The sequence below is a fragment of the Duganella sp. LjRoot269 genome, assembly GCF_964254095.1.
In the GTDB taxonomy this organism is placed as follows: Bacteria; Pseudomonadota; Gammaproteobacteria; order Burkholderiales; family Burkholderiaceae_D; genus Rugamonas; species Rugamonas hordei.
Genome location: NZ_CAXUSL020000001.1, coordinates 1,318,821 through 1,340,599 on the forward strand (window position 1 = coordinate 1,318,821; position 21,779 = coordinate 1,340,599).

At 64.7% G+C, this 21,779-nt stretch carries 20 protein-coding genes and 1 pseudogene; 9 read left to right on the forward strand and 12 right to left on the reverse strand.

Annotated elements, in window-relative coordinates; translation table 11 throughout:
• Position 1: 1 nt before the first annotated feature.
• Positions 2-487: a GNAT family N-acetyltransferase gene (locus tag ACSQ3S_RS05690; RefSeq protein ID WP_176654862.1), complete on the reverse strand. Its 486-nt coding sequence runs from the start codon at positions 485-487 to the stop codon at positions 2-4.
• A 264-nt stretch (positions 488-751) separates the two neighbouring features.
• Positions 752-931: pseudogene (locus tag ACSQ3S_RS05695) on the reverse strand (IS3 family transposase); the annotation flags it as partial.
• Positions 932-1,039: 108 nt separating this feature from the next.
• Between ACSQ3S_RS05695 and ACSQ3S_RS05700 the strand changes: the two are divergent.
• Positions 1,040-1,360, forward strand: coding sequence for a hypothetical protein (locus tag ACSQ3S_RS05700; protein WP_436141817.1), 321 nt, complete (start codon positions 1,040-1,042; stop codon positions 1,358-1,360).
• A 74-nt stretch (positions 1,361-1,434) separates the two neighbouring features.
• Here the strand turns inward: ACSQ3S_RS05700 and gatB are convergent, their stop codons facing one another.
• Genes gatB through gatC form a run of 3 tightly spaced genes read right to left on the reverse strand, consistent with a single transcriptional unit; the run spans position 1,435 to position 4,748 of the window.
• Positions 1,435-2,895, reverse strand: a complete 1,461-nt coding sequence (gatB, locus tag ACSQ3S_RS05705) for an Asp-tRNA(Asn)/Glu-tRNA(Gln) amidotransferase subunit GatB (protein ID WP_353399321.1) — start codon at positions 2,893-2,895, stop codon at positions 1,435-1,437.
• A gap of 26 nt (positions 2,896-2,921) precedes the next feature.
• Positions 2,922-4,394, reverse strand: a complete 1,473-nt coding sequence (gene gatA, locus ACSQ3S_RS05710; protein ID WP_353399324.1) for an Asp-tRNA(Asn)/Glu-tRNA(Gln) amidotransferase subunit GatA — start codon at positions 4,392-4,394, stop codon at positions 2,922-2,924.
• Positions 4,395-4,445: 51 nt separating this feature from the next.
• Positions 4,446-4,748: an Asp-tRNA(Asn)/Glu-tRNA(Gln) amidotransferase subunit GatC gene (gatC, locus tag ACSQ3S_RS05715; RefSeq protein ID WP_176654858.1), complete on the reverse strand. Its 303-nt coding sequence runs from the start codon at positions 4,746-4,748 to the stop codon at positions 4,446-4,448.
• Between the two features lie 274 nt (positions 4,749-5,022).
• On the opposite strand from gatC, the gene ACSQ3S_RS05720 reads away from it, so the two are divergent.
• The 8 genes from ACSQ3S_RS05720 to ACSQ3S_RS05755 all read left to right on the forward strand — a co-directional run bounded on the left by ACSQ3S_RS05720 (position 5,023) and on the right by ACSQ3S_RS05755 (position 15,362).
• On the forward strand, positions 5,023-6,066 hold the full coding sequence (locus ACSQ3S_RS05720) for a rod shape-determining protein (RefSeq protein ID WP_008445008.1): 1,044 nt from the start codon (positions 5,023-5,025) through the stop codon (positions 6,064-6,066).
• A 91-nt stretch (positions 6,067-6,157) separates the two neighbouring features.
• Complete coding sequence (mreC, locus tag ACSQ3S_RS05725; RefSeq protein ID WP_436141818.1) at positions 6,158-7,306, forward strand: rod shape-determining protein MreC; 1,149 nt, start codon at positions 6,158-6,160, stop codon at positions 7,304-7,306.
• Entirely contained in the window at positions 7,303-7,815 is a 513-nt protein-coding gene (gene mreD / locus ACSQ3S_RS05730; RefSeq protein ID WP_176654856.1) for a rod shape-determining protein MreD, read from the forward strand. Before mreC ends, mreD begins: the two co-directional genes overlap by 4 nt.
• 15 nt (positions 7,816-7,830) lie before the next feature.
• Positions 7,831-9,813 carry a penicillin-binding protein 2 gene (gene mrdA, locus ACSQ3S_RS05735; protein ID WP_176654855.1) on the forward strand — a complete coding sequence of 661 codons (1,983 nt, stop codon included), beginning with the start codon at positions 7,831-7,833 and terminating at the stop codon, positions 9,811-9,813.
• A 9-nt stretch (positions 9,814-9,822) separates the two neighbouring features.
• On the forward strand, positions 9,823-10,935 hold the full coding sequence (gene rodA, locus ACSQ3S_RS05740) for a rod shape-determining protein RodA (protein WP_436141819.1): 1,113 nt from the start codon (positions 9,823-9,825) through the stop codon (positions 10,933-10,935).
• Positions 10,935-12,080 carry a rod shape-determining protein RodA gene (gene rodA / locus ACSQ3S_RS05745; protein WP_436141820.1) on the forward strand — a complete coding sequence of 382 codons (1,146 nt, stop codon included), beginning with the start codon at positions 10,935-10,937 and terminating at the stop codon, positions 12,078-12,080. The genes rodA (ACSQ3S_RS05740) and rodA (ACSQ3S_RS05745) overlap by 1 nt, the downstream gene beginning before the upstream one ends.
• Positions 12,077-14,146, forward strand: a complete 2,070-nt coding sequence (gene mrdA / locus ACSQ3S_RS05750; protein ID WP_436141821.1) for a penicillin-binding protein 2 — start codon at positions 12,077-12,079, stop codon at positions 14,144-14,146. Before rodA (ACSQ3S_RS05745) ends, mrdA (ACSQ3S_RS05750) begins: the two co-directional genes overlap by 4 nt.
• Positions 14,147-14,180: 34 nt before the next feature.
• Positions 14,181-15,362, forward strand: coding sequence for a septal ring lytic transglycosylase RlpA family protein (locus tag ACSQ3S_RS05755; RefSeq protein WP_436141822.1), 1,182 nt, complete (start codon positions 14,181-14,183; stop codon positions 15,360-15,362).
• 3 nt (positions 15,363-15,365) lie between these two features.
• On the opposite strand, the gene ACSQ3S_RS05760 is transcribed toward ACSQ3S_RS05755, so the two are convergent.
• Genes ACSQ3S_RS05760 through argS form a run of 7 tightly spaced genes read right to left on the reverse strand, consistent with a single transcriptional unit; the run spans position 15,366 to position 21,592 of the window.
• The gene (locus tag ACSQ3S_RS05760) at positions 15,366-16,064 is read right to left on the reverse strand and encodes an SPOR domain-containing protein (RefSeq protein ID WP_436141823.1); all 699 of its coding nucleotides are present in this window, start codon (positions 16,062-16,064) and stop codon (positions 15,366-15,368) included.
• Positions 16,065-16,081: 17 nt separating this feature from the next.
• Positions 16,082-16,849, reverse strand: a complete 768-nt coding sequence (locus ACSQ3S_RS05765; RefSeq protein ID WP_176654849.1) for a type III pantothenate kinase — start codon at positions 16,847-16,849, stop codon at positions 16,082-16,084.
• On the reverse strand, positions 16,846-17,649 hold the full coding sequence (locus ACSQ3S_RS05770) for a biotin--[acetyl-CoA-carboxylase] ligase (RefSeq protein WP_436141824.1): 804 nt from the start codon (positions 17,647-17,649) through the stop codon (positions 16,846-16,848). The genes ACSQ3S_RS05765 and ACSQ3S_RS05770 overlap by 4 nt, the downstream gene beginning before the upstream one ends.
• Positions 17,646-18,479, reverse strand: coding sequence for an SDR family oxidoreductase (locus tag ACSQ3S_RS05775; RefSeq protein WP_436141825.1), 834 nt, complete (start codon positions 18,477-18,479; stop codon positions 17,646-17,648). The genes ACSQ3S_RS05770 and ACSQ3S_RS05775 overlap by 4 nt, the downstream gene beginning before the upstream one ends.
• Positions 18,480-18,481: 2 nt before the next feature.
• Positions 18,482-19,153, reverse strand: a complete 672-nt coding sequence (locus ACSQ3S_RS05780) for a thiol:disulfide interchange protein DsbA/DsbL (protein ID WP_176654846.1) — start codon at positions 19,151-19,153, stop codon at positions 18,482-18,484.
• A gap of 15 nt (positions 19,154-19,168) precedes the next feature.
• Entirely contained in the window at positions 19,169-19,861 is a 693-nt protein-coding gene (locus tag ACSQ3S_RS05785; RefSeq protein WP_436141826.1) for an SPOR domain-containing protein, read from the reverse strand.
• A gap of 21 nt (positions 19,862-19,882) precedes the next feature.
• Entirely contained in the window at positions 19,883-21,592 is a 1,710-nt protein-coding gene (gene argS / locus ACSQ3S_RS05790; protein ID WP_176654844.1) for an arginine--tRNA ligase, read from the reverse strand.
• Positions 21,593-21,779: the final 187 nt, after the last annotated feature.

Consider the following 21,779-nt stretch of genomic DNA (forward strand, 5'->3'; position numbering starts at 1 on the left):
TCTACTCGGTGGATGTGAACAGGCGTTTGAGTTTGCGGCCGCCGGTGATCTCGAAGCCGTGGCGTTCGTAGAAAGTCAAGCTGCGGTCGAACTCCGGCAGCGGCGGCGTGCAGACTTCCAGCCGGTTCCAGCGGCGCTTGCGCGCCAGCTCGGCGGCCGCGTTGAGCAGCAGGGTGCCGACGCCGTTGGCACGGAACGGCGGGGCGACATAGAATTCCTGCATCGTCGCCAGCGCGCCCTCGGCGTACAAGGCGCGGCCTTCGGAGATGCCGACAAAGCCGATCGCCTGGTCTTCCGCGATCGCCACCAGCGCGAGGTATTTTTCCTCGCGCAGCAGCATATGGCACAAGCTGGCGGTCTTCTGCGGTTCCAGGTTAAAGGTCTTCACGCCCAGGCGCCCGGATATTTCCTCCGTCAGCGCCACCGCCATCGCGGCGATGGCGGCTGCATCCTCGGGAACTGCCAGGCGTATTCTCGTGTCGGTCATTGCGGTGTTGTCTCATGTGGTGGCCGGACCAGCAGCATAGCAGTTTTGCCGGCGACAAAAACACGCGCTTTGTCACGGCCTCAAAACTCCCATTGATGGCGCTTAAAGTCCGGCAGACCAGGCCACGTAAATTGTTAGTATGGCTGGGATACTGAAAATTTTTTCGAATACAGGCGTTGACCAATTTCTTGGACATAGCTGGATAGAGTATTGTCCAGTTGACGGCATGCCTGTCACATATGGGGCTTGGGGAAATGCTCCCAGCCTACTCCAATCCTGGCTTCCATGCTTACGCAACCAAGTTAAAACCGTGGAGCGGCCTTGGATACCGTAGCACCTCTGAGCTTGCTTGTAGGTCAGTTCGCCCTTTTCGACTTGCCTCGCTACCGACAGTTTAAAAGCCAACGTGTAATCGGACTGCGTCCGGCTTTCCCTATGGTCCATGTGACACTCCTCAAAAGTGTCAACCTATTCCAGGACGGGTCAAGCACGAGAAAAAAGCCGCAGCAAAGCTAGGATTTCGGGCCTACAATGATTGTGGAAGGAGGTCGTATGAAAGAGGAAAAAATTGCTGAAGTGCAGGATGTCAGATTCCTTTCTTTGGGGCAAATTGAAAAGGACGGCAGTGCATTCTGCAGCATCAAGGGACTGCTATTTCATAGTGCCATGGTAGTCGAACGGGTGGACCTGCATAGAGCCGAAAGCGTAATGCAGGTACGGGTCGTGATGGCGCTGACCCGGCCCGGCTTGAGCGGCGCATTCGATATCGATATCCCGCTTTCTGGCGGCATCAAGAGCATCGTTTTCGGTGATGCCCATACCCCTATCTGGAACCGTATTCAGGGGCCAATACATCAAGAAGCTGTTGCATAGAGATATCGGTTCATTGGCGTCAGGGAGATGTTTGGTTCGTCGAAAAAAAAGGACGCCGTAGCGTCCTTTTTTTCTTAGCCGGCCAGCTTGGCCTTCAGCAGCTCGGTCAGCTGCGCCGGGTTGGCCTTGCCGCGCGAGGCCTTCATCGCCTGGCCGATCAGCGAGTTGAGCGCCGCCTCTTTGCCCGCGCGGTACTGCTCCACCGATTTTTCGTTGGCGGCGATGACGTCGTTGACGATCGCTTCCAGCGCGCCGGTGTCGGAGATCTGCTTCAGGCCCTTGGCTTCGATGATGGTGTCCACCAGGTTCTCGTCGCTCGACTTGGCTTCCCACATGCCGGCGAAGACTTCTTTCGCCGCCTTGTTGGAAATCGTGCCGTCGGCGATGCGCTTCAGCAGCGCCGCCAGCTGGGCCGCCGATACCGGCGACTGATCCAGATCGACGCCTTCGCGGTTCAGGGTCGACGAGACGTCGCCCATCAGCCAGTTGGCGGCGGCCTTGGCGTTTTCCTTGCCGGCCTTTTCCACCACGGCGACGAAGTAGGTCGCCATCGCCTTCGACGCGGTCAGCACCAGCGAGTCATATTCCGGCAGCGCGTATTCGCTGACGAAGCGTGCGCGCATCGCGGCCGGCAGTTCCGGCATCGAGGCTTTGACCTTCGCGATCCACTCGTCGGAAATGACCAGCGGTGGCAGGTCCGGGTCGGGGAAGTAGCGGTAGTCCTGCGCGTCTTCCTTGCTGCGCATTTCGCGCGTTTCCTTGCGGTCCGGATCGTACAGGCGGGTCGCCTGCACCACCTTGCCGCCGTCTTCGATCAGTTCGATCTGGCGGCGCACTTCGACGTGCACGGCTTCCTCGATGAAGCGGAACGAGTTCAGGTTCTTGATCTCGCAGCGGGTGCCGAATTCCTTCTGGCCCTTCGGTCGCACGGAGACATTGACGTCGCAGCGGAACGAGCCTTCCTGCATGTTGCCGTCGCAGACGCCCAGCCACATCACCAGCGAGTGCAGCGCCTTGGCATAGGCCACCGCTTCGGCGGCGCTGCGGATTTCCGGCTCGGAGACGATCTCCAGCAGCGGCGTGCCGGCGCGGTTCAAGTCGATGCCGCTCATGCCGGCATAGTCTTCGTGCAGCGATTTGCCAGCGTCTTCTTCCAGATGGGCGCGCGTCAGGTTGACGGTCTTGGTGACGAATTCGCCATCCTTCTCGAAGCCGAACGTCAGCGAGCCGCCGATGACCACCGGGTCTTCGAACTGGCTGATCTGGTAGCCCTTGGGCAGGTCCGGATAGAAGTAGTTCTTGCGGGCGAAGATGGACGCCGGCGCGATCTTCGCGCCCACGGCCAGGCCAAAGCGGATCGCGCGGTCCACCGCCTGCTTGTTCATCACCGGCAGCACGCCGGGCAGCGCCAGGTCCACGGGGCTGGCCTGGGTGTTCGGTTCGGCGCCGAACTTGATCGGCGATCCGCTGAAAATTTTAGATTCGGTCGTGAGCTGCACGTGGTTCTCAAGACCGATGACGACTTCCCATTCCATATGATTCTCGCTATTTGTTCTGTGGGTTAGATGCCGGCCGGAGCGCGGGTGTGCCAGTCGGTCGCCAGCTGGTACTGGTGGGCGACGTTGAGCAGCTTGGCTTCACCAAAGTGCTTGCCGATGATCTGCAGGCCCACCGGACGATTCTTGTTGCCGAAGCCGACCGGGATCGACATGCCGGGCAGGCCGGCCAGGCTGGTCGACAGCGTGTAGATGTCGGCCAGGTAGGCGGCGACCGGGTCGTCGGACTTGTCGCCCAGGTCCCAGGCCACGGTCGGCGCGACCGGTCCCATGATGACGTCGCAGACGGCGTTCGGGCCGTTCAGCACCGCTTCGAAATCCTGCGCGATCAGGCGGCGGATCTTTTGCGCCTTCAGGTAGTAGGCGTCGTAGTAGCCGTGGCACAGCACATAGGTGCCAACCATGATGCGGCGCTTGACCTCGGCGCCGAAGCCTTCGGCGCGGGTCTTGCGGTACATGTCCGACAGGTCCTTGTATTCCGCGGCGCGGTGGCCGTAGCGCACGCCGTCGAAGCGCGACAGGTTGGACGAGGCTTCGGCCGGCGCGATCATGTAGTAGGCCGGGATCGACAGCGCGGTGTTCGGCAGCGAAATGTCCACCAAGGTCGCGCCCATCTCGACGTACTTGGCCAGCGCGGCGCGCACGGCTTGCTCGACATCGGCGGACAGGCCTTCGCCGAAGTACTCCTTCGGCACGCCGATGCGCAGGCCCGTCAGCGGCTGGCCCAGTTCGCGCGTGTAGTCTTCGTCGATGCCGCCCATTTCAGGCGTCAGCGAAGTCGAATCGCGCTCGTCGAAGCCGGCCATCGCGTTCAGCAGCAGCGCGCAGTCTTCGGCGGTTTGCGCCATCGGGCCGCCCTGGTCCAGCGACGAGGCGAAGGCGATCATGCCGAAGCGCGACACGCGGCCGTAGGTCGGCTTGATGCCGGTGATGCCGCAGAACGCGGCCGGCTGGCGGATCGAGCCGCCGGTGTCGGTGCCGGTGACGGCCGGCGACAGGCGCGCGGCGATGGCGGCGGCGGAACCGCCCGACGAGCCGCCGGGCACGGCGCTTTTATCCCATGGATTCCTGACCGGGCCGAAGGCCGAGTTTTCATTGGCCGAGCCCATCGCGAATTCGTCGCAATTGAGTTTGCCCAAGGTGACCATGCCGGCCGCGCGGAATTTCTCCACCACGGTGGCGTCGAACGGGCTGACGTAGTTGGCCAGCATTTTCGAGCCGGCGGTCGAGCGCCAGTCGCGGGTGACGAAGATGTCCTTGTGGGCGATCGGCACGCCGGTCAGCGGCGTGGCGGTGCCGGCGGCGATGCGGGCGTCCGCCTCGGCGGCCTGCGCCAGGGTCAGCGCGCGGTCCACGTGCAGGAAGGCGTTCAGGTCGCTCTTTTCGATACGGTCGAGGAAGTGCGTCGCCAGCTCGGTGGCGGTGATGGCTTTGCTTTGCAGTAGCGCGGACAGCTCTTTAATGGTTTTGGTGTGCATGGCGTTTCAATTCAGATTCGGTGATCGGGAAGGATTCAGGACAGGCGGTCCTTATTCGATCACTTTCGGCACCAGGTACAAGCCGTCCTGGGTCTTGGGCGCGACGGCCTGGTAGTCTTCGCGGCGGTTCGCTTCGGTGGCCGCGTCTTCGCGCAGGCGCAGGGCGATGTTGTTCATGTGCGCCGCCAGCGGATGGCTCAGCGGGGCGACGCCGTCGGTGTCGACCGCCTGCATCTGTTCGGCCAGCGCAAAAATGCCATTCAGCTGGTCCAGCGCCGTGGCGCTTTGCTGCTCGCTCATCTCAAGTTGGGCCAGTTTGGCGATGCGGGTTACGTCGGATAGGGTCAGGGACATGGCGGATGGCGCGGACGGGCCGCGCTAGGTTTAGTTGTTGTAATGATAAAAAACTGGATATTCTGCCTATTCGCTGGCAAAAGTTGATGATTTCCGGCTAACTTGCGACCTCAACCGATACACTTTTGGCTGGATTTTCGGCAAATCGCATTCAAATTATAAGGTAGAATGGCGGGTTGATGCGTTGACGGCGCTGAATCATTGCTGCCGCCGCGTCACGACAGGATTTCTTTCTAACGGCTTACGCGCACACCAGTAGCGCCACAGGACACACATGTTTGGTTTTTTACGCAGGTATATTTCCACCGATCTGGCCATCGACTTGGGCACGGCCAACACTCTGATTTACGTACGCGGCCAGGGCATCGTTCTTGACGAACCTTCGGTTGTCGCGATCCGCCAGGAAGGCGGCCCTAACGGCAAGAAGACGATCCAGGCAGTCGGTAAAGAAGCGAAACAGATGCTGGGCAAGGTCCCAGGCAACATCGAGGCGATCCGCCCGATGAAAGACGGCGTGATCGCCGACTTCACCGTCACCGAGCAGATGCTCAAGCAGTTCATCCGCATGGTGCACGACTCCAAATTCTTCCGTCCTTCGCCGCGCATCATCATCTGCGTGCCGTGCGGCTCGACCCAGGTCGAGCGCCGCGCGATCCGCGAATCGGCGCTCGGCGCCGGCGCCTCGCAGGTCTACCTGATCGAAGAGCCGATGGCGGCGGCGATCGGCGCCGGCCTGCCGGTCTCCGATGCCACCGGCTCGATGGTGGTCGACATCGGCGGCGGCACCACCGAGGTGGGCATCATCTCGCTGGGCGGCATGGTCTATAAAGGCTCGGTGCGCGTCGGCGGCGACAAGTTCGACGAGGCGATCGTCAACTACATCCGCCGCAACTACGGCATGCTGATCGGCGAGCAGACCGCCGAGGCGATCAAGAAGGCCATCGGTTCGGCCTTCCCGGGTTCGGAAGTGAAGGAAATGGAAGTCAAGGGCCGCAACCTGTCCGAAGGCATCCCGCGCTCGTTCACGATTTCGTCCAACGAGATCCTCGAAGCGCTGACCGACCCGCTCAACAACATCGTTTCGGCCGTGAAGAACGCGCTGGAACAGACGCCGCCGGAACTGGGCGCCGACATTGCGGAAAAAGGCATGATGCTGACGGGCGGCGGCGCGCTGTTGCGCGACCTGGATCGTCTGCTGATGGAGGAAACCGGCTTGCCGGTGCTGGTGGCGGAAGATCCGCTCACATGCGTGGTGCGCGGCTCCGGCATGGCGCTGGAGCGGATGGACCAACTGGGCTCGATCTTCTCCTACGAATGATCTGACAAAGACGGGGCCGCGAATCAGCGGCCCCGATGCTTAGTGCTGAGCTGACACTCGTTGGCGCGCGAGCGCCGGATTATTGGAAGTCATGGAATACAGTCCTCCGCCACTTTTCAAGCAAGGCGCCTCCGCCCGGGTCAAGATGACGGTGTTCGCGTGCATATCGATTGCACTGCTGCTGGTCGATTCACGCATGCGCACCTTGAATACCGTGCGCCAGGTCGCGGGTACCGTGCTGTATCCGCTGCAAATGGCAGCCTTGCTGCCGCGCGACGCCATCTACGGCGTCGGCGATTATTTCTCCACGCTGTCCTCGCTGGAAAAGCAGGTGCGCGAGCTCAAACGCCAGCAGATCGCCGGCGCGCTGGTGTTGCAGCAGGCGCAGCTCCAGTCCGCGGAAAACGGCCAGCTGCGCAAGCTGATGGACGCGCGCGAGCATTTGCCCGTCAAGTCGATGCTGGCTGAAATCCTGTACGACGCGCGCGACGCCAACAGCCGCAAGATCATCCTCGACCGCGGCACCCAGCAGGGCGTCTCGCTCGGCCTGCCGGTGATCGACAACCAGGGCGTGGTCGGACAGGTCACGCGGGTATTCCCGTTCACCTCCGAAGTGACGCTGCTGACCGACAAGGAGCAGGCGGTGCCGGTGCAGTTGCTGCGCAACGGCTTGCGCAGCGTGGCCTTCGGCCGCGGCAAGTCCGGCGCGCTGGAGCTGCGCTTCACGGCGCCGAACGCGGACATCCAGGTCGGCGACATCGTCGTCACCTCGGGCCTGGACGGCGTCTATCCCGCCGGCCTGGCGGTGGCGCGCGTGACGCAGGTGGAGAACAGCGCGGCCGGCTCGTTCGGCGGTGTGGTCTGCCAGCCGCTGGGCGGCATCTCGAACAACACGCAGCTGCTGATACTGATGTCGGCGCCGGACATGCCTCCGCGTCCGCCTGAGGAGGAGCAGCGCGCGCTCAAGAAGCACAACAACAAGATGGCGCCGATCAAGGAGGCGCCGAAAGAGGGCGTCGATCCGGCACCGGCTCCCGCCGCCGCGCCCGCGAACAACGCGGCGCCCGGCCTGATGCCGGTGATGCCGCCGCCCGCGCCCAAGCCGGCGCCGGCCGCCGACGCGACCGCACCTGCAACGGCGCCCGCGGCGGCGCCAACAACGACACCTGCCGCCGCGCCGGCCGCGACCAACGTCCAGCCCGCGCCCGCAGCCGCCAAACCGAAGGAGCCGGCACGATGAATCGTCCGCACTATATCCTGCTGCCGGTCAGTCCGCTGTTCATCGCGTTCAGCCTGTTCTGCGCATTCTTACTGAACCTGCTCCCCTGGGGGAACTTCATCGGCGTGCCGGATTTCGTGGCGCTGGTGCTGGTGTTCTGGGGGGTGCACCAGCCGCGCAAGGTCGGCATCGGCACCGCCTTCTTCCTCGGCCTGCTGATGGACGTCCACGATTCCACGCTGCTGGGCGAGAACGCGCTGGCCTACACGCTGCTGTCCTACTTCGCGATCATGCTGCACCGTCGCGTGCTGTGGTTCCCGCTGCTGACGCAGGCGATGCATGTATTCCCGCTGCTGGTGATGGCGCAGTCGGTGCAGCTGCTGGTGCGCTTCTTCGTCTCCGGCAAATTCCCTGGCTGGTTCTACTTCATCGAAAGCGCCATCGCCGTGGCCCTGTGGCCGCTGGCCACCTGGCTGCTGCTTGCCCCGCAGCGGCGCGCGGTCGACCGCGACCACACGCGGCCGATCTGACGCCGGGGCAGGGGTATGACTGAGCTCAAGGACAACCAGCGCGAACTGCAGCAGTTCCGCCTGCGCCTGACGGTGCTGGGCGTGGTGGTGTTCGCGTGTTTCGGCGCGCTGCTGGCGCGCTTCATCTGGCTGCAGGTCTACAAGCATAGCGATTACGTCGCCCAGGCCGAGGAAAACCGCATCGCCATCGTGCCGATCGAGCCGAATCGGGGCCTGATCCTGGACCGCAACGGCGTGGTCCTGGCGCGCAACTACTCGGCCTTCACGCTGGAGATCACGCCGTCCAAACTGAGCGCCACGCTGGACGAAACCATCGACGAGCTGTCCAAGCTCATCACCGTCGAGCTCAAGGACCGCAAGCGCTTCAAGAAGCTGCTGGAGGAATCCAAGGGCTTCGAGAGCGTGCCGCTGCGCACCCGCCTGACCGACGAGGAAGTGGCGCGCTTTTCCGCGCAACGCTTCCGCTTTCCCGGCGTGGAGGTGCAGGCGCGCCTGTTCCGCCAGTATCCACTGGGCGAGATCGCATCGCATGTGATCGGCTTCATCGGCCGCATCAACCAGAGCGAGGCCAAGGCCATCGCCGACACCGAGGACGCCGCCAACTACAACGGCACCGATCATATCGGCAAGGAAGGCCTGGAAAAGAGCTACGAGAAACAGCTGCACGGCATCACCGGCTACGAGGAAGTGGAGAAGTCGGCCGGCGGGCGCGCCATCCGCACGCTGTCGCGCACCGCCGCCACGCCGGGCAACAACCTGATACTGTCGATCGACATCGAGCTGCAGAAGGTCATCGAGGAAGCCTTCGGCGAATGGCGCGGCGCACTGGTGGCGATCGAGCCGGAGACGGGCGACATCCTGGCCTACGTCTCGCGTCCCGGCTACGACCCCAACCTGTTCGTCGACGGCATCGACGCGCAAAGCTGGAACGAGCTCAATACCTCGCTGGACAAGCCGATGGTGAACCGGCCGTTGTCCGGCACCTATCCGCCCGGCTCTACCTTCAAGCCCTTCATGGCGCTAGCCGCGCTGGAGTCGGGCAAGCGTACGCCGGGCCAGACGATTTTCGATCCGGGTTCGTTCACGCTGGGCGGCCACAAGTTCCGCGACGATAAGCCGGGCGGCCACGGCACGGTGGACATGTACAAGTCCATCGTCGAATCCTGCGACACCTACTACTACATCCTCGGCAACGAGCTGGGCATCGACGCCATCAGCGATTTCATGAAGCCGTTCGGCTTCGGCCAGATCACCGGCATCGACCTGGAACACGAGAAGCAGGGCGTGCTGCCGTCGAAGGAATGGAAGCGCAACCGCTTCAAGAAAAATCCCGCCGCGCAGAAGTGGGTAGGCGGCGACACCATTTCCATCGCCATCGGCAACGGCTACAACAACTACACGCCGCTGCAGATGGCGCACGCGGTGTCGAACCTGGCCAACAACGGCATCGTGATGAAGCCGCACCTGGTCAAGATCATCGAGGACAGCGTCTCCCGCGCGCGCAAGCTGACGGTGCCCAAGGAAAGCTATCGCATCGCGCTCAAGCAGGAAAACATCGACGTCATCAAGAACGCCATGGTCGGCGTGACCACCGGCGGTACGGCGGCGCGCGCGTTCGCCGGCGCCGGCTACACCTCGGGCGGCAAGACCGGCACCGCGCAGCTGGTGGCGATCAAGAAGAACGAGAAGTACAACGCCAACCTGATCGCCGAGCGCCTGCGCGACAACGCGCTCTACACCGCCTTCGCGCCGGCCGACAAGCCGCGCATCGCGATCGCGGTGGTGGTGGAAAACGGCGGCTTCGGCGCCGGCGTGGCCGCGCCCATCGTGCGCAAGGCGCTCGACTACTACCTGCTGGGCAAGCGCCCGAACGAAAAAGAAACCACGCGCGTGCCGAAAGAGGACGCGGAACTGCGTTCGGTGCAGGACATCCAGGCCGAGCAGGGCGTCCCTGACGACAAGAAGCCGGGCGCCGAAACGCCGGGCAACAAGGAATAAAGGATCAGCATGCGCATCAACGAAAGGCGTTCCCTGTGGCGCCGCCTTCGACCGTACTTTGCCGTCTTCGACATACCGCTCGCGCTGATCATCATGGCGCTGTTGTCGGTCGGCCTGGTCACCTTGTACTCGGCCGGTATCGGCATACCCGGCAAGGTGGAAGACCAGCTGCGCAATATCGTACTGGCCTTCATCGTGATGTGGGTCGTGGCCAACGTCACGCCGCAGATGATGATGCGGATCGCGGTGCCGGCCTATGTGGTGGCGGTGGCGTTGCTGGTGGGCGTGGCGCTGTTCGGCACCATCAAACTCGGTGCGCGGCGCTGGCTGCACGTCGGCGTCGATATCCAGCCGTCCGAATTCATGAAGATCGCCATGCCGCTGATGCTGGCGTGGTTCTTCCAGCAGCGCGCCGGCCAGCTGCGCTGGCAGCACTATGTGATCGCCGCCGTGCTGCTGGCGATTCCCGTCGGCCTGATCGTCAAGCAGCCGGACCTCGGCACCGCGCTGCTGGTGGTGGCCGCCGGCTTCTGCGTGATCTTCCTGGCCGGCCTGGCCTGGAAGGCGCTGATGGTGCTGTTCGTCGCCGGCGCCGCCAGCCTGCCGGTGATCTGGTCGGTGATGCACGATTACCAGCGCGAACGCGTGATGACGCTGATCGACCCCACCTCGGACCCGCTGGGCAAAGGCTTCCACATCATCCAGTCGACCATCGCGGTCGGTTCGGGCGGCATCACCGGCAAGGGCTGGACCCACGGCACGCAGGCGCACCTGGAGTTCATCCCCGAGCGCACCACCGACTTCATCTTCGCCGTGTTCTCTGAAGAATTCGGCCTGACCGGCAACCTGGTGCTGATGGTGCTGTACCTGCTGCTGATCGGCCGCGGCCTGGTCATCGCCGGCAACGCGCCGACCTTCTTCACCCGCCTGCTGGCGGGCGCCATCACGATGATTTACTTCACCTACGCCTTCGTCAACATGGGCATGGTCAGCGGCATCCTGCCGGTGGTTGGCGTGCCGTTGCCGTTCATGAGCTACGGCGGCACCGCGCTGCTGACGCTGGGCCTGGGCGCCGGCATCCTGATGAGCATTCAGCGCCACCGCAAGCTGGTGCAGACCTGATGCGCATCCAGGACGGCCGCTCGCTGTGGCAGCGCGCGCGGCTCCATGTGATGGTGTTCGATGCCCAGTTGGCCGTCATCATGCTGATGCTGCTGTCGGTCGGGCTGGTCACGCTGTACTCGGCCGGCATCGCCATTCCGGGCAAGGTGACGGACCAGCTGCGCAATATCTGCATGGCCTTCCTGGTGATGTGGGCGGTGGCGAACATGTCGCCGCAGGCGATGATGCGGCTCGCCGTGCCGGCCTACACGCTGGGCGTGATCCTGCTGCTCGGGGTGGCGCTGTTCGGTGTCGTCAAGGGCGGTTCGCGGCGCTGGCTGAACGTGGGGTTCCAGATCCAGCCTTCCGAATTCATGAAGATCGCCATGCCGCTGATGCTGGCGTGGTACTTCCAGGGCCAGCAGGGGCAATTGCGCTGGCAGTCGTATGCCGTCGCCGCGCTGCTGCTGGCGATCCCCGTCGGGCTGATCGCGCGCCAGCCGGACCTCGGCACGGCGATGCTGGTGGTGGCCGCCGGCGCCTGCGTGATCTTCCTCGGCGGCCTGTCGTGGAAGGCGATGGCGGCGCTGGGCGCCGCAGTCTGCGCCGGACTGCCGCTGCTGTGGGCCGTGATGCATGACTACCAGCGCGACCGCGTGCTGACGCTGATCGATCCCTATCACGACCCGCTGGGCAAGGGCTTCCACATCATCCAGTCGATGATCGCCATCGGCTCGGGCGGCGTCGGCGGCAAGGGCTGGACCCATGGCACGCAGGCGCATTTGGAGTTCATCCCCGAGCGCACCACCGACTTCATCTTCGCCGTCTTCTCGGAGGAATTCGGCCTGACCGGCAACCTGGTGCTGCTGGTGTTGTACCTGCTGCTGATCGCGCGCGGCCTGAAGATCGCGGTGAACGCGCCGACCTTCTTCACCCGCCTGCTGGCCGGCGCCATCACGATGATTTACTTCACCTACGCCTTCGTCAACATGGGCATGGTCAGCGGCATCGTGCCGGTGGTCGGCGTGCCGCTGCCGTTCATGAGCTACGGCGGCACCGCGCTGATGACGCTGGGGCTGGGCGGCGGCATCCTGATGAGCATACAACGCCACAGCCGCGGCATCCGCAGTGGCGCCGCCATGCCGGCATGGGGCGCGACGGCATGATGGAGATTAAGGATACCGAACGCGAACTGAGCGAATTCCGCACCCGCGTCAACGTGCTGGGGGCGTTGGTGTTTGTCTGTTTCGGCCTGCTGCTGGCGCGCTTCATCTGGCTGCAGGTGATCAAGCACAGCGACTTCGCCGTCAAGGCGGAGGAGAACCGCATCGCCATCGTGCCTGTGGTGCCGAACCGCGGCCTGATTTTGGACCGCAACGGCGTGGTCCTGGCGCGCAATTACTCGGCCTTCACGCTGGAGATCACCCCGGCCAAGCTGACCAACACGCTGGACGAAACCATCGACGCCCTGTCCGAGCTGGTGACGGTAGAGACCAAGGACCGCAAGCGCTTCAAGAAGCTGCTGGAAGATTCCAAGGGCTTCGAGAGCGTGCCGCTGCGCACCCGCCTGACCGACGAGGAGGTGGCGCGCTTCTCTGCGCAGCGCTTCCGCTTCCCCGGTGTCGAGGTGCAGGCGCGCCTGTTCCGCCAGTATCCGCTGGGCGAAACCGCGTCGCACGTGATCGGCTTCATCGGCCGCGTCAGCCGCTCCGAGGCCAAGGCCATCGAGGATACCGACGATGCGGCCAACTACCGGGGCACCGATCATATCGGCAAGGAAGGGCTGGAGAAAAGCTACGAGAAGCAGCTGCACGGCGTAACCGGCTACGAGGAAGTGGAGAAAACGGCGGGCGGCGCGGCGATCCGCACGCTGTCGCGCACGCCGGCGGTGGCGGGCAGTAACCTGATCCTGTCGATCGACATCGAACTGCAGAAGGTGGTCGAGGAGGCGTTCGGCGAGCGGCGCGGCGCGCTGGTGGCGATCGAGCCTTCGACCGGCGATATCCTGGCCTATGTTTCGCGTCCCGGCTACGATCCCAACCTGTTCGTCGACGGCATCGACGCGCAAAGCTGGAACGAGCTCAATACCTCGCTGGACCGGCCGATGGTCAACCGTCCGCTGTCCGGCACCTATGCGCCGGGTTCCACCTTCAAGCCCTTCATGGCGCTGGCCGCGCTGGAGCTGGGCAAGCGCCGGCCCGGCGACGTCACCTCCGATCCCGGCTACTACTACCTCGGCGGCCACAAGTTCAACGACGACGTGGTCGGCGGCCATGGTTCGGTCGACATGCGCAAGTCCATCATCGTGTCCTGCAATACCTATTACTACGCGCTGGGCCACGACATGGGCATCGACGCCATCCACGATTTCATGAAGCCTTTCGGTTTCGGCCAGCAGACCGGCATCGACCTGGAAAACGAGAAGACCGGCGTGCTGCCGTCGCAGGACTGGAAGCGCAAGCGTTTCAAGGGTGCGGCAGGAAAGTGGGTGGGTGGTGATACCATTTCGGTCAGCAACGGCTCGGGCTACAACGCCTACACGCCGCTGCAGATCGCGCACGCGGTGGCCAACCTGGCCAACGACGGCGTGGTGATGAAACCGCACCTGGTCAAGATCGTCGAAGACAGCGCCACGCGCGCGCGACAGCTGACGGTGCCGAGGGAAAGCTATCGCATTCCGCTGAAGCAGGAGAATATCGATTTTATCAAGAACGCAATGGTCGGCGTGACCACCGAGGCCGGCGGCACCGGATTCCGCGCCTTCAGCGGCGCGGGCTACACCGTGGGTGGCAAGACCGGCACCGCGCAAGTGATCACCATCAAATCCGGCGAGAAGTACAACGCCGCGAAGCTGGCCGAGCGCCTGCGCGACAATGCCCTGTTCACAGCGTTCGCGCCGGCCGACAAGCCGCGGATCGCGATCGCGCTGGTGGTGGAAAACGCCGGCAAGGGCGGCGCGGAAGCGGCGCCGATCGCGCGCAAGGCGCTGGACTACTACCTGCTGGGCAAGCGCCCGGCGGAGAAGGACACCACCAAGGTGCCCAAGGAAGACGCGGAGACGGTGCTGCCGGTCGAAGGGCTGACGCTGGAAGAGCAGGCGGCGGCCGCCGAGTTCGAGCGGCAGGCGCCGACGCAGCCTGCTGCGCCTACGCCTACGCCTACGCCGGCGCCCGCGACTCCCGCCGCACCGGTGCCGGCCGCTCCGGCCGCGCCAGTGCGGAAAAAACCATGAGGACGACATTATGCATAACATCGTGCGTAACATCATGCGTATAAACCGAAGCCGTATCCTGTTTTGCTTCGCCGCGCTGGCGATGCTGGCGCTGGCCGGCTGCGGCACCGCGCCGACCGTCAACGAACCGGTTTCCAAGACGCCGCGCACCGGCGGGCCGGTGATCAAGTCGCCGTCCACCACCAAGCCTTCCTCCGGCCTGCCCGAGCTGCCGCCCGCCAACTCGGGGCGCGGCGGCTATTACCAGGACGATGGTCCGGGCGACGCGCCGCCGCCCAACCTGGCCGACGTGCCGGACGCCGACGTGCGCAACGATCCGCTGCTGCCGCGCTCCAATCGTCCGTACGTAGTCTTCGGCAAGACCTACACGCCGATCACCGACAACCAGCCGTTCACGCAGATCGGCGTGGGCAGCTGGTACGGTAAGAAATTCCATGGCCAGCGCACTTCGTCCGGAGAAATCTACGACATGTACAAGATGACGGCCGCACATCCGACGCTGCCGATTCCATCCTATGCGCGCCTGACCAACCTGGTGAGCGGCGCCGTGGTCGTCGTGCGCATCAACGATCGCGGCCCGTTCCACGCCAACCGCGCGATCGACGTGTCGTACACGGCGGCGTTGAAACTGGGCTTGCTGGGCAAGGGCAGCCACGAACTGCAGATCGAACGCATCCTGCCGGATGAGGTGGACCGCATGCTTGCCACGCGCGCCGGCGTATCGGGCACGGTGTCGCCACGCCTGCAATCGCAATCGCCGTCGCGGCAGGCATCCGGCGGCGGCTTGGGCAACAACGGCTCCGGCTCGCCGTTGATGCTGACGCCGTCGATGTCGTTGACCCAGCCGCTGGTGTTGACGCCGAAGGCCGTGCCGGCAACCGCAACGACCAGCGGGCAGCCGGCCGCCGCGCCGGCAATCGAAGCATTGATGCTGGCCGACCGCGCGCCGGTGGACGAAAATGTGCTGGCCGCCAGCAGCGGCGGCAGCGCCAAGGGCGGCTTCTACCTGCAGCTGGGCGCCTATTCGCGCGCCGAGAACGCCGATGCGATACGCAACAAGCTGGCCGGCAGCGGCTTGAATGGATTGGAGGTAGTGCAGAGCGGCTCGGTGCACCGCCTGTTCACCGGGCCGTTCAGCACGCGCCAGGAAGCGCTGCAGGCGGCGCAAGGACTGCCGTCGTCACTGAGCCTGAAACCGATCGTGGTCCAGCGCTAGAGTCTATTTGCAGGCGTGGGTTTCCGTGTTCGGGAATCCGCCGCGGATCTGTTCCAGTTTGGCCTTCAGCGCACCGTCGACGTCGCGGAACTGGAAGGCCAGCAGCTTGCTGCCGCTCATGCGCGGCGTGATGCGCGCGGTGCGCACGCCCTGTTTCATCAACGCCGCCAGCTGGTTCTGCGCGGCGCTTTCCGTCTTGAACACGCCCAGCGAGATCGCCCAGCGCAGCGGCGAATTGTCGGACATGATGAAGTAATTGGTGACGCCCAGCGCGCGCAGTTCGGCGGCCTTCTTGTCGGCGCCTTCCTTGCTGCCCTGCGGCGGCATATGCACGATATAGCTCGATACTTCCGTGCCCGGCAGGTTGTGGCGCGACTGGCGGTCGCCCAGGTTCAGCGGCGCCAGCTGGGTTTCAAAACGGCGCGCGTCGGCGATCAGGAAGCTGCCGATCTCCAGGCAGGCCTGCGCTTCCGGCGCGTCCTTGGCGGCGGCGCTGGCGGCGGCGCTGGCCGCTGCGGCAGTCGCGGCGGATGCGCTGTTGGCCTTTTCCGCCGAGACGATGGCCAGCTTGCCGGCGTTGAGCTGGTTGAGCAGGCGTTGCGGCTCGCGCTCGTTGCCGCTGAAATGGCCGAGATAGCCCCTGCCGTACGCGAACAGCGCGGCATTGATGGCAACCAGCGACCAGAAAATAAATTTCAGCACAAGCTTCCTTCGGTGTCTTACCCGGCGCTGCCGGCGGCAGCATGCAATCCGATCAACACGATATTCTCGACCACACGGTACGGCACTTTCAGCATCGGCGCAATATACGGCGCGGCGCCACCGGAGATGATGCACTCGCTGGCCCCGTGCAGCGCGAACGCGTGCTCGATGGCGCCGCTCTGCGCGGCCAGGCAGCCGCTCAGGATGGCGTCGTCGGTATTGTCGGCGAATCCGTCGGCCAGCTTACCGTCTTGCGCGATTTGCGGCAACTGCGCGGTGTTGCGCGCCAGCGAACTGGCCATCAGGCCCAGGCCCGGCAGGATCATCCCGCCGAGGAACATGCCGTCGCCGGTGACGGCATCGATGGTGGTGGCTGTGCCGCAGTTGGCGACGACGATATCGTGCCCCGGCGCCAGCGCGTGGCCGGCGATGGCGGCGGCGAAACGGTCGCAGCCCAGCTGTCCTGGATTGCGGTAGCCGTTGGTCACGCCGGCCAGCGACGGCAGCGAGGCAAACCAGTCGATCGCGTATTCGGGCAGCAGCATGGCGGGGAAGGTCCGCTGCAGCACGTATTCCAGCTGTACGCGCAGCGCGCCGCCGGCCACGTTGGCGATGATGATGCGGTCCACGCCGCGATCGCCGACCGCTTCGCTCAGGTGCAGTTCAAGGTGCAGCAGGTCGGCGTGCATGACGGCGCCGTGGGCGACCCATGCGCCCAGCTCCGTGCCCGGTTCGGCCAGCGCCCATTTGACGCGGGTATTGCCGGCGTCGATCAGTAAAATCATGATAGTCCGATAGTAGAAGATAAGCGTAGCGATACATCGCCGGACAGCACCTCGGCGCGGCCCTGTTGCGTATCGAGCATCAGGCGGCCGATGGCGTCGACGCCGGCGGCGCGGCCCTGTTGCAGCACCTTGCCGTTGTCGAGGATGACGACTTCCCGGCCTTGCCATGCATGTAGTTGGTTCCAGCGCTCGGCAAAGGGCGCGAAGCCGGTGTCGTCGAATTCGTCCAGCACGGCGGCCAGGCGGCTGAGCAGGGCGGCCATCAGCTGGTTGCGGTCCATCTTGGCCAGCCACGGCGCGGCGGCGACCTCGCGGCCGATGGCGGCTTCCAGTTCGTCCGGCATGACCAGGTTGATGCCGACGCCGATCACCGCCCAGATGCCGCTGTCGTGGCGGGACGGCTGGGTTTCGACCAGGATCCCGGCCAGTTTTTTACCATCGCGCAGCAGGTCGTTCGGCCATTTGATCTGCACCGGCACGCCGAGCGAGGCGATGGTTTCCGCCAGCGCCACGCCGACCGCCATCGGCAGGCCGGACATCCTTTGCAGCGGGCCCTTGAAGCGCCAGGCCAGCGAGAACATCAGCGCGGCGCCCGGCGCGGACAGCCAGCTGCGGCCGGCGCGGCCGCGGCCCGCGGTCTGGTTGCCGGCGATGCGCAAGGTCGGACCGCGCAAGCCGTCGAGGCGGACCAGCAGGTCGGCGTTGGTGGAGCCGGTTTCCTCGACGAGTTCAATCGCCACGTGCGACGCGCTCGTCGCACAGGCGGCGTTGATGGCGGCGGCGGACATGGTCATGGTCATGGCGGCGTGGCCGGTCCGGGCGGGGCGGCAGTTTCAACAGCGGCGGATGTGCGCGGCTTGTGCGGCGCCTTGCCGAAGGCGAAATCGTAGACCGCATTCGGCAGCGCCCTCAGCACCTTGGCGACGACCCCCATCTGCCACGGGATCACCTTGTAGCTGCTGCCGGCGGCAATGGCGCGCACGGCCCGGGCGGCGAATTTTTCCGGCGCCATCAGGAACGGCATCGGGTAGGGATTCACCCTGGTCATCGGCGTGTCGATGTAGCCGGGGCAGAGCGTCACCACCTTGATGCCGTAGGGTTTCATCTCCAGCCGCAGCGATTCGCAGTAGCTGATCACCGCCGCCTTGGAGGCGCTGTACGCTTCGGCGCCGGGCAGGCCGCGTATGCCCGCCACGCTGCCGATGCCGACCAGGCGCGTCGGCGCGCGCTGCGTCCGCATCGCGGCGATGAAGGGCGCGAAGGTGGCGGCGGTGGCGACCACGTTGGTTGCGATCACCGCTTCGAACACGGCGATGTCCTCGGCGAACTCGGTCAGCGTGCCGACCGAGATGCCGGCGTTGGCGATCACCACGTCGACGCCGCCCGCGTAGGCGAGGAAGGCTTGCGCGGCGGCCGCGATGGCGGCGTGGTCGCGCACGTCGACAGCGTAGGCGCGGTGGCGTTCGGAATTGGGGAGGGTGGCGATCAGCTGGTCCAGCATTTCGCCGCGGCGGGCCAGCAGGCCGAGCGTGGCGCCCTGCGCCGCGTATTCGGCGGCGAGGGCCGCGCCCAAGCCGCTCGAGGCGCCGGTGATGAAGACCCGCTGTGGGCCGGCGCCGTGGTCAGGCATGCTTATTTCTTTTCCGCTTTCGCTTTCGCGACCAGGATGTCCATCACCTGCAGGCCTTCGGCGTGCAGTTCCGCTTCGGTGTTGGCGGACTTGGAGCCCTCGTTGGCCATGGTCGGCGAGGTGACGTACTTGCCGTCGATGGCGATCATCGGCCACGAGTCGACGCCGTAGGCGTCCATCATCGAGATCGACTTGCGCACGCTGCCGGCCACGCCGAATCCGCGATAGGTGTCGATGAACTTCTGCTTGTCGATGCCCTGCTTGGCGATGAAATCGAATACCAGCTCGTCACGGTTCATGCGGTTGCGGTTGACGTGCATCTCGTTGAAGATCTTGCTGTGCATGGCGTCGTTCAGCAGGCCCATGGCGCTCAGCGTGAAGAACATCTTTTCCTGCGGCAGGTCTGTGCCGCTGCGCGAGATGTGCATGCGCTTGAAGACGATGGCGTCGCCCTGTTTCTTGACCCATGCGGTCAGCGACGGATCGAAGGCGAAGCAGTGCGGGCAGGCGTAGTCGAAGAACTCCAGCACTTCCACTTTCTTGCCGGTGTCGACCGGCTGCGGCGCCGCCAGCGTCTTGTACTCGACGCCGTTTTTTGGATCGGCGGGGGAGGCGGACGACAGTGCCACAGCGCTCATCATCAGCGCGCCAACTACGAATTTCATCAATCGCATCTTGAGACTCCTGGCTTATTTTTGATTGCGCACGACTGCGACGTCGACGCCGTTTTCGGACAACTTGCTGCGTACCTTGTTCATCGCCTCGACCTGGTTGAACGGGCCCAGACGCACGCGGTGCAGTACACCGGTGTCGGTGGCGCGGTCCGAGACGTTGGCCTCGAAGCCCAGCAGGGCCAGCTTGGCGCGGGCGCTTTCGGCATCGGCGATTTCACGGAAGGCGCCGGCCTGCAGGTAGTAGATGAATTTGTCGTCGCCGCTGTCCGCAGCGGCGGCCGGAGCCGCCTTGGCGGGCACCGGCGCGACGTTGGCGGCTGCCGGCACGGCTGCCGTCGCAGGCGGTGCCGCTTTAGGCTTTTCTGCCGGCGCAGGAGCTGCGGCCGTCGTGCCCTGGATCTTGTCCACCACCGCCTGCAGCGGATCGCCCGCCGGCGCCTTCGGCGTGTCCTTGGCAAAATCCTTTGCCGCTTCGCGCGCCGCGTCCTTGTTGCCGTACATCGGCTTGTTCGGATCGGCGGCCTGTCCCGCAGTCGGTTCCGTCGCCTTGCTGCTGCGTCCCTTGTCGGTGAACGGCGTCGAGCCCTTGTTGATCACCAAAGCCACGACGACGGCGATCGTCAGGCCGATGACCAGGCCGATCACGATGCCGATGATGGTGTTGCCTTGCTGACGCGAACGCGGGTTAAAGCTGGAGCGGAAATTCATTGTGCGGGATGTCCTTCGCAATTACATTTTATTGGGCGCGGAGACGCCGATCAGCGCCAGGCCGTTGCGCAGCACCTGGCGGGTGGCGACCATCAGCGCGATACGGGCCGCCTTGAGCGCCTCGTCGTCGACCAGCACGCGTTCGGCGAAGTAGAAGCTGTGCAGGTTGGCGGCCAGGTCGCGCAGGTAGAACGCGATCTGGTGCGGGCCCAGTTCGGCCTGCGCGCGCGCCAGCGTTTCCGGGTAGGCGGCCAGCGTGGCCAGCAGCGTCGCCTCGGTCGGCGCGGTCAGCGGCGACAGGTCGACGTTGGCCAGGTCGGCCTCGGCGCCGGTCCACTGCTCCAGCATGCGGCAGATGCGCGCATGGGCGTACTGCACGTAATACACCGGATTCTCGTCCGAGGTCTTCAGCGCGACGTCGACGTCGAACACGAACTCGGTGTCGGCCTTGCGCGAGATGAGGAAGAAGCGCACCGCGTCGCGGCCTTTTTCGATGTCGCCGCCGCCCGACCATTCAATCAGGTCGCGCACGGTCACGTAGGAGCCGGCGCGCTTGGAGATCTTGACTTCCTCGCCACCCTTCATCACGGTGACCATCTTGTGCAGCACGTAGTCCGGATAGCCTTGCGGGATGCCGACGTTGACCGCCTGCAGGCCGGCGCGCACGCGGGCGATGGTGCCGTGGTGGTCCGAACCCTGGACGTTGATGGCCTGGGTGTAGCCGCGCTGGAACTTGACGATGTGGTAGGCGACGTCCGGCACGAAGTAGGTGTAGGTGCCGTCCTTCTTGCGCATCACGCGGTTCTTGTCGTCGCCGTAGTCTTCGGTCTTGAGCCACAGCGCGCCTTCTTCCTCGTAGGTCTTGCCGGACTTGTTGAGCATGTCCACGGCCGCATCGACCTTGCCGTCGGCGTACAGCGACGATTCGAGGTAGTAGTTGTCGAACTTGACGCCGAAGGCCTGCAGGTCGATGTCCTGCTCGTTGCGCAGGTAGGTCACGGCGAAGTGGCGGATCGATTCGATGTCCTCGACGTCGCCCGAGGCGGTGGCCGGCGAGCCGTCCGAGGCCGACACGGTTTTCTTCGCCATGAAGTCGGCGGCGATGTCGGCGATGTAGTCGCCGTTGTAGGCCGATTCGGGCCACTGGGCGTCGCCCGGCTTGTAGCCGCGCAGGCGCGCCTGCACCGAGTTGGCCAGCGTCTGGATCTGCACGCCGGCGTCGTTGTAGTAGAACTCGCGGGTCACATCGTAGCCCTGGGAGCCGAACAGCGACGACAGCGCGTCGCCCAGCGCGGCCTGGCGGCCGTGGCCCACGTGCAGCGGGCCGGTCGGGTTGGCCGAGACGAATTCGATGATGACCCTCTTGCCGGCGCCGGCCGCCGAGGCGCCGTAGGACGCGCCTTGCGCCAGCACGGCCTTGACCACGGCCTGCTTGGAGGCGGCGGTGACGCGCAGGTTGATGAAGCCCGGGCCGGCGATGTCGGCCGATTCCACCAGGCCCTTGCCGGCCGGGTTGGCCAGCAGCGCGTCGACCACCTTGGTGGCCAGTTCGCGCGGGTTCATTTTCAGCTGCTTGGCCAGTTGCATGGCGATGTTGCAGGCCACGTCGCCATGCGAAGGATCGCGCGGCCGCTCCAGAACCACGTTGGCAGTGACGTCGGTACCGGCCAGGATGGGTGCGAGGGCGGCCTGGAACAGGGCGGTGATATCTTGTTTTTGTTGGGCGAGCATGAGCAGTCTGGCGGCCGGGCCGCGCTAAAAATGTATCCGAAAGCGAAAATGGCCGGCGGCGGGCGCCGGCCAAACAGCGGTAATTATACTGGTTTGCCAAGATGGTGCGTGGGCACGCCGGACGCGTGAAGCAAGAAAGCTGGCTGAAGTCAACGGCGCCTTTCTTCCGTCGCATTACAAAAGTGTA

What these genes read in the sequence shown, in the direction of transcription:
- ACSQ3S_RS05785 (WP_436141826.1), bottom strand. Translation starts at nt 19,861, where the DNA reads ATGAATTTCCGCTCCAGCTTTAACCCGCGTTCGCGTCAGCAAGGCAAC.
- ACSQ3S_RS05765 (WP_176654849.1), bottom strand. Translation starts at nt 16,849, where the DNA reads ATGATTTTACTGATCGACGCCGGCAATACCCGCGTCAAATGGGCGCTG.
- rodA (WP_436141820.1), top strand. Translation starts at nt 10,935, where the DNA reads ATGCGCATCCAGGACGGCCGCTCGCTGTGGCAGCGCGCGCGGCTCCAT.
- gatA (WP_353399324.1), bottom strand. Translation starts at nt 4,394, where the DNA reads ATGCACACCAAAACCATTAAAGAGCTGTCCGCGCTACTGCAAAGCAAA.
- ACSQ3S_RS05770 (WP_436141824.1), bottom strand. Translation starts at nt 17,649, where the DNA reads ATGACCATGACCATGTCCGCCGCCGCCATCAACGCCGCCTGTGCGACG.
- gatC (WP_176654858.1), bottom strand. Translation starts at nt 4,748, where the DNA reads ATGTCCCTGACCCTATCCGACGTAACCCGCATCGCCAAACTGGCCCAA.
- rodA (WP_436141819.1), top strand. Translation starts at nt 9,823, where the DNA reads ATGCGCATCAACGAAAGGCGTTCCCTGTGGCGCCGCCTTCGACCGTAC.
- ACSQ3S_RS05775 (WP_436141825.1), bottom strand. Translation starts at nt 18,479, where the DNA reads ATGCCTGACCACGGCGCCGGCCCACAGCGGGTCTTCATCACCGGCGCC.
- gatB (WP_353399321.1), bottom strand. Translation starts at nt 2,895, where the DNA reads ATGGAATGGGAAGTCGTCATCGGTCTTGAGAACCACGTGCAGCTCACG.
- argS (WP_176654844.1), bottom strand. Translation starts at nt 21,592, where the DNA reads ATGCTCGCCCAACAAAAACAAGATATCACCGCCCTGTTCCAGGCCGCC.
- ACSQ3S_RS05700 (WP_436141817.1), top strand. Translation starts at nt 1,040, where the DNA reads ATGAAAGAGGAAAAAATTGCTGAAGTGCAGGATGTCAGATTCCTTTCT.
- ACSQ3S_RS05720 (WP_008445008.1), top strand. Translation starts at nt 5,023, where the DNA reads ATGTTTGGTTTTTTACGCAGGTATATTTCCACCGATCTGGCCATCGAC.
- ACSQ3S_RS05755 (WP_436141822.1), top strand. Translation starts at nt 14,181, where the DNA reads ATGCGTATAAACCGAAGCCGTATCCTGTTTTGCTTCGCCGCGCTGGCG.
- mreC (WP_436141818.1), top strand. Translation starts at nt 6,158, where the DNA reads ATGGAATACAGTCCTCCGCCACTTTTCAAGCAAGGCGCCTCCGCCCGG.
- ACSQ3S_RS05780 (WP_176654846.1), bottom strand. Translation starts at nt 19,153, where the DNA reads ATGCGATTGATGAAATTCGTAGTTGGCGCGCTGATGATGAGCGCTGTG.
- mrdA (WP_436141821.1), top strand. Translation starts at nt 12,077, where the DNA reads ATGATGGAGATTAAGGATACCGAACGCGAACTGAGCGAATTCCGCACC.
- mreD (WP_176654856.1), top strand. Translation starts at nt 7,303, where the DNA reads ATGAATCGTCCGCACTATATCCTGCTGCCGGTCAGTCCGCTGTTCATC.
- ACSQ3S_RS05690 (WP_176654862.1), bottom strand. Translation starts at nt 487, where the DNA reads ATGACCGACACGAGAATACGCCTGGCAGTTCCCGAGGATGCAGCCGCC.
- mrdA (WP_176654855.1), top strand. Translation starts at nt 7,831, where the DNA reads ATGACTGAGCTCAAGGACAACCAGCGCGAACTGCAGCAGTTCCGCCTG.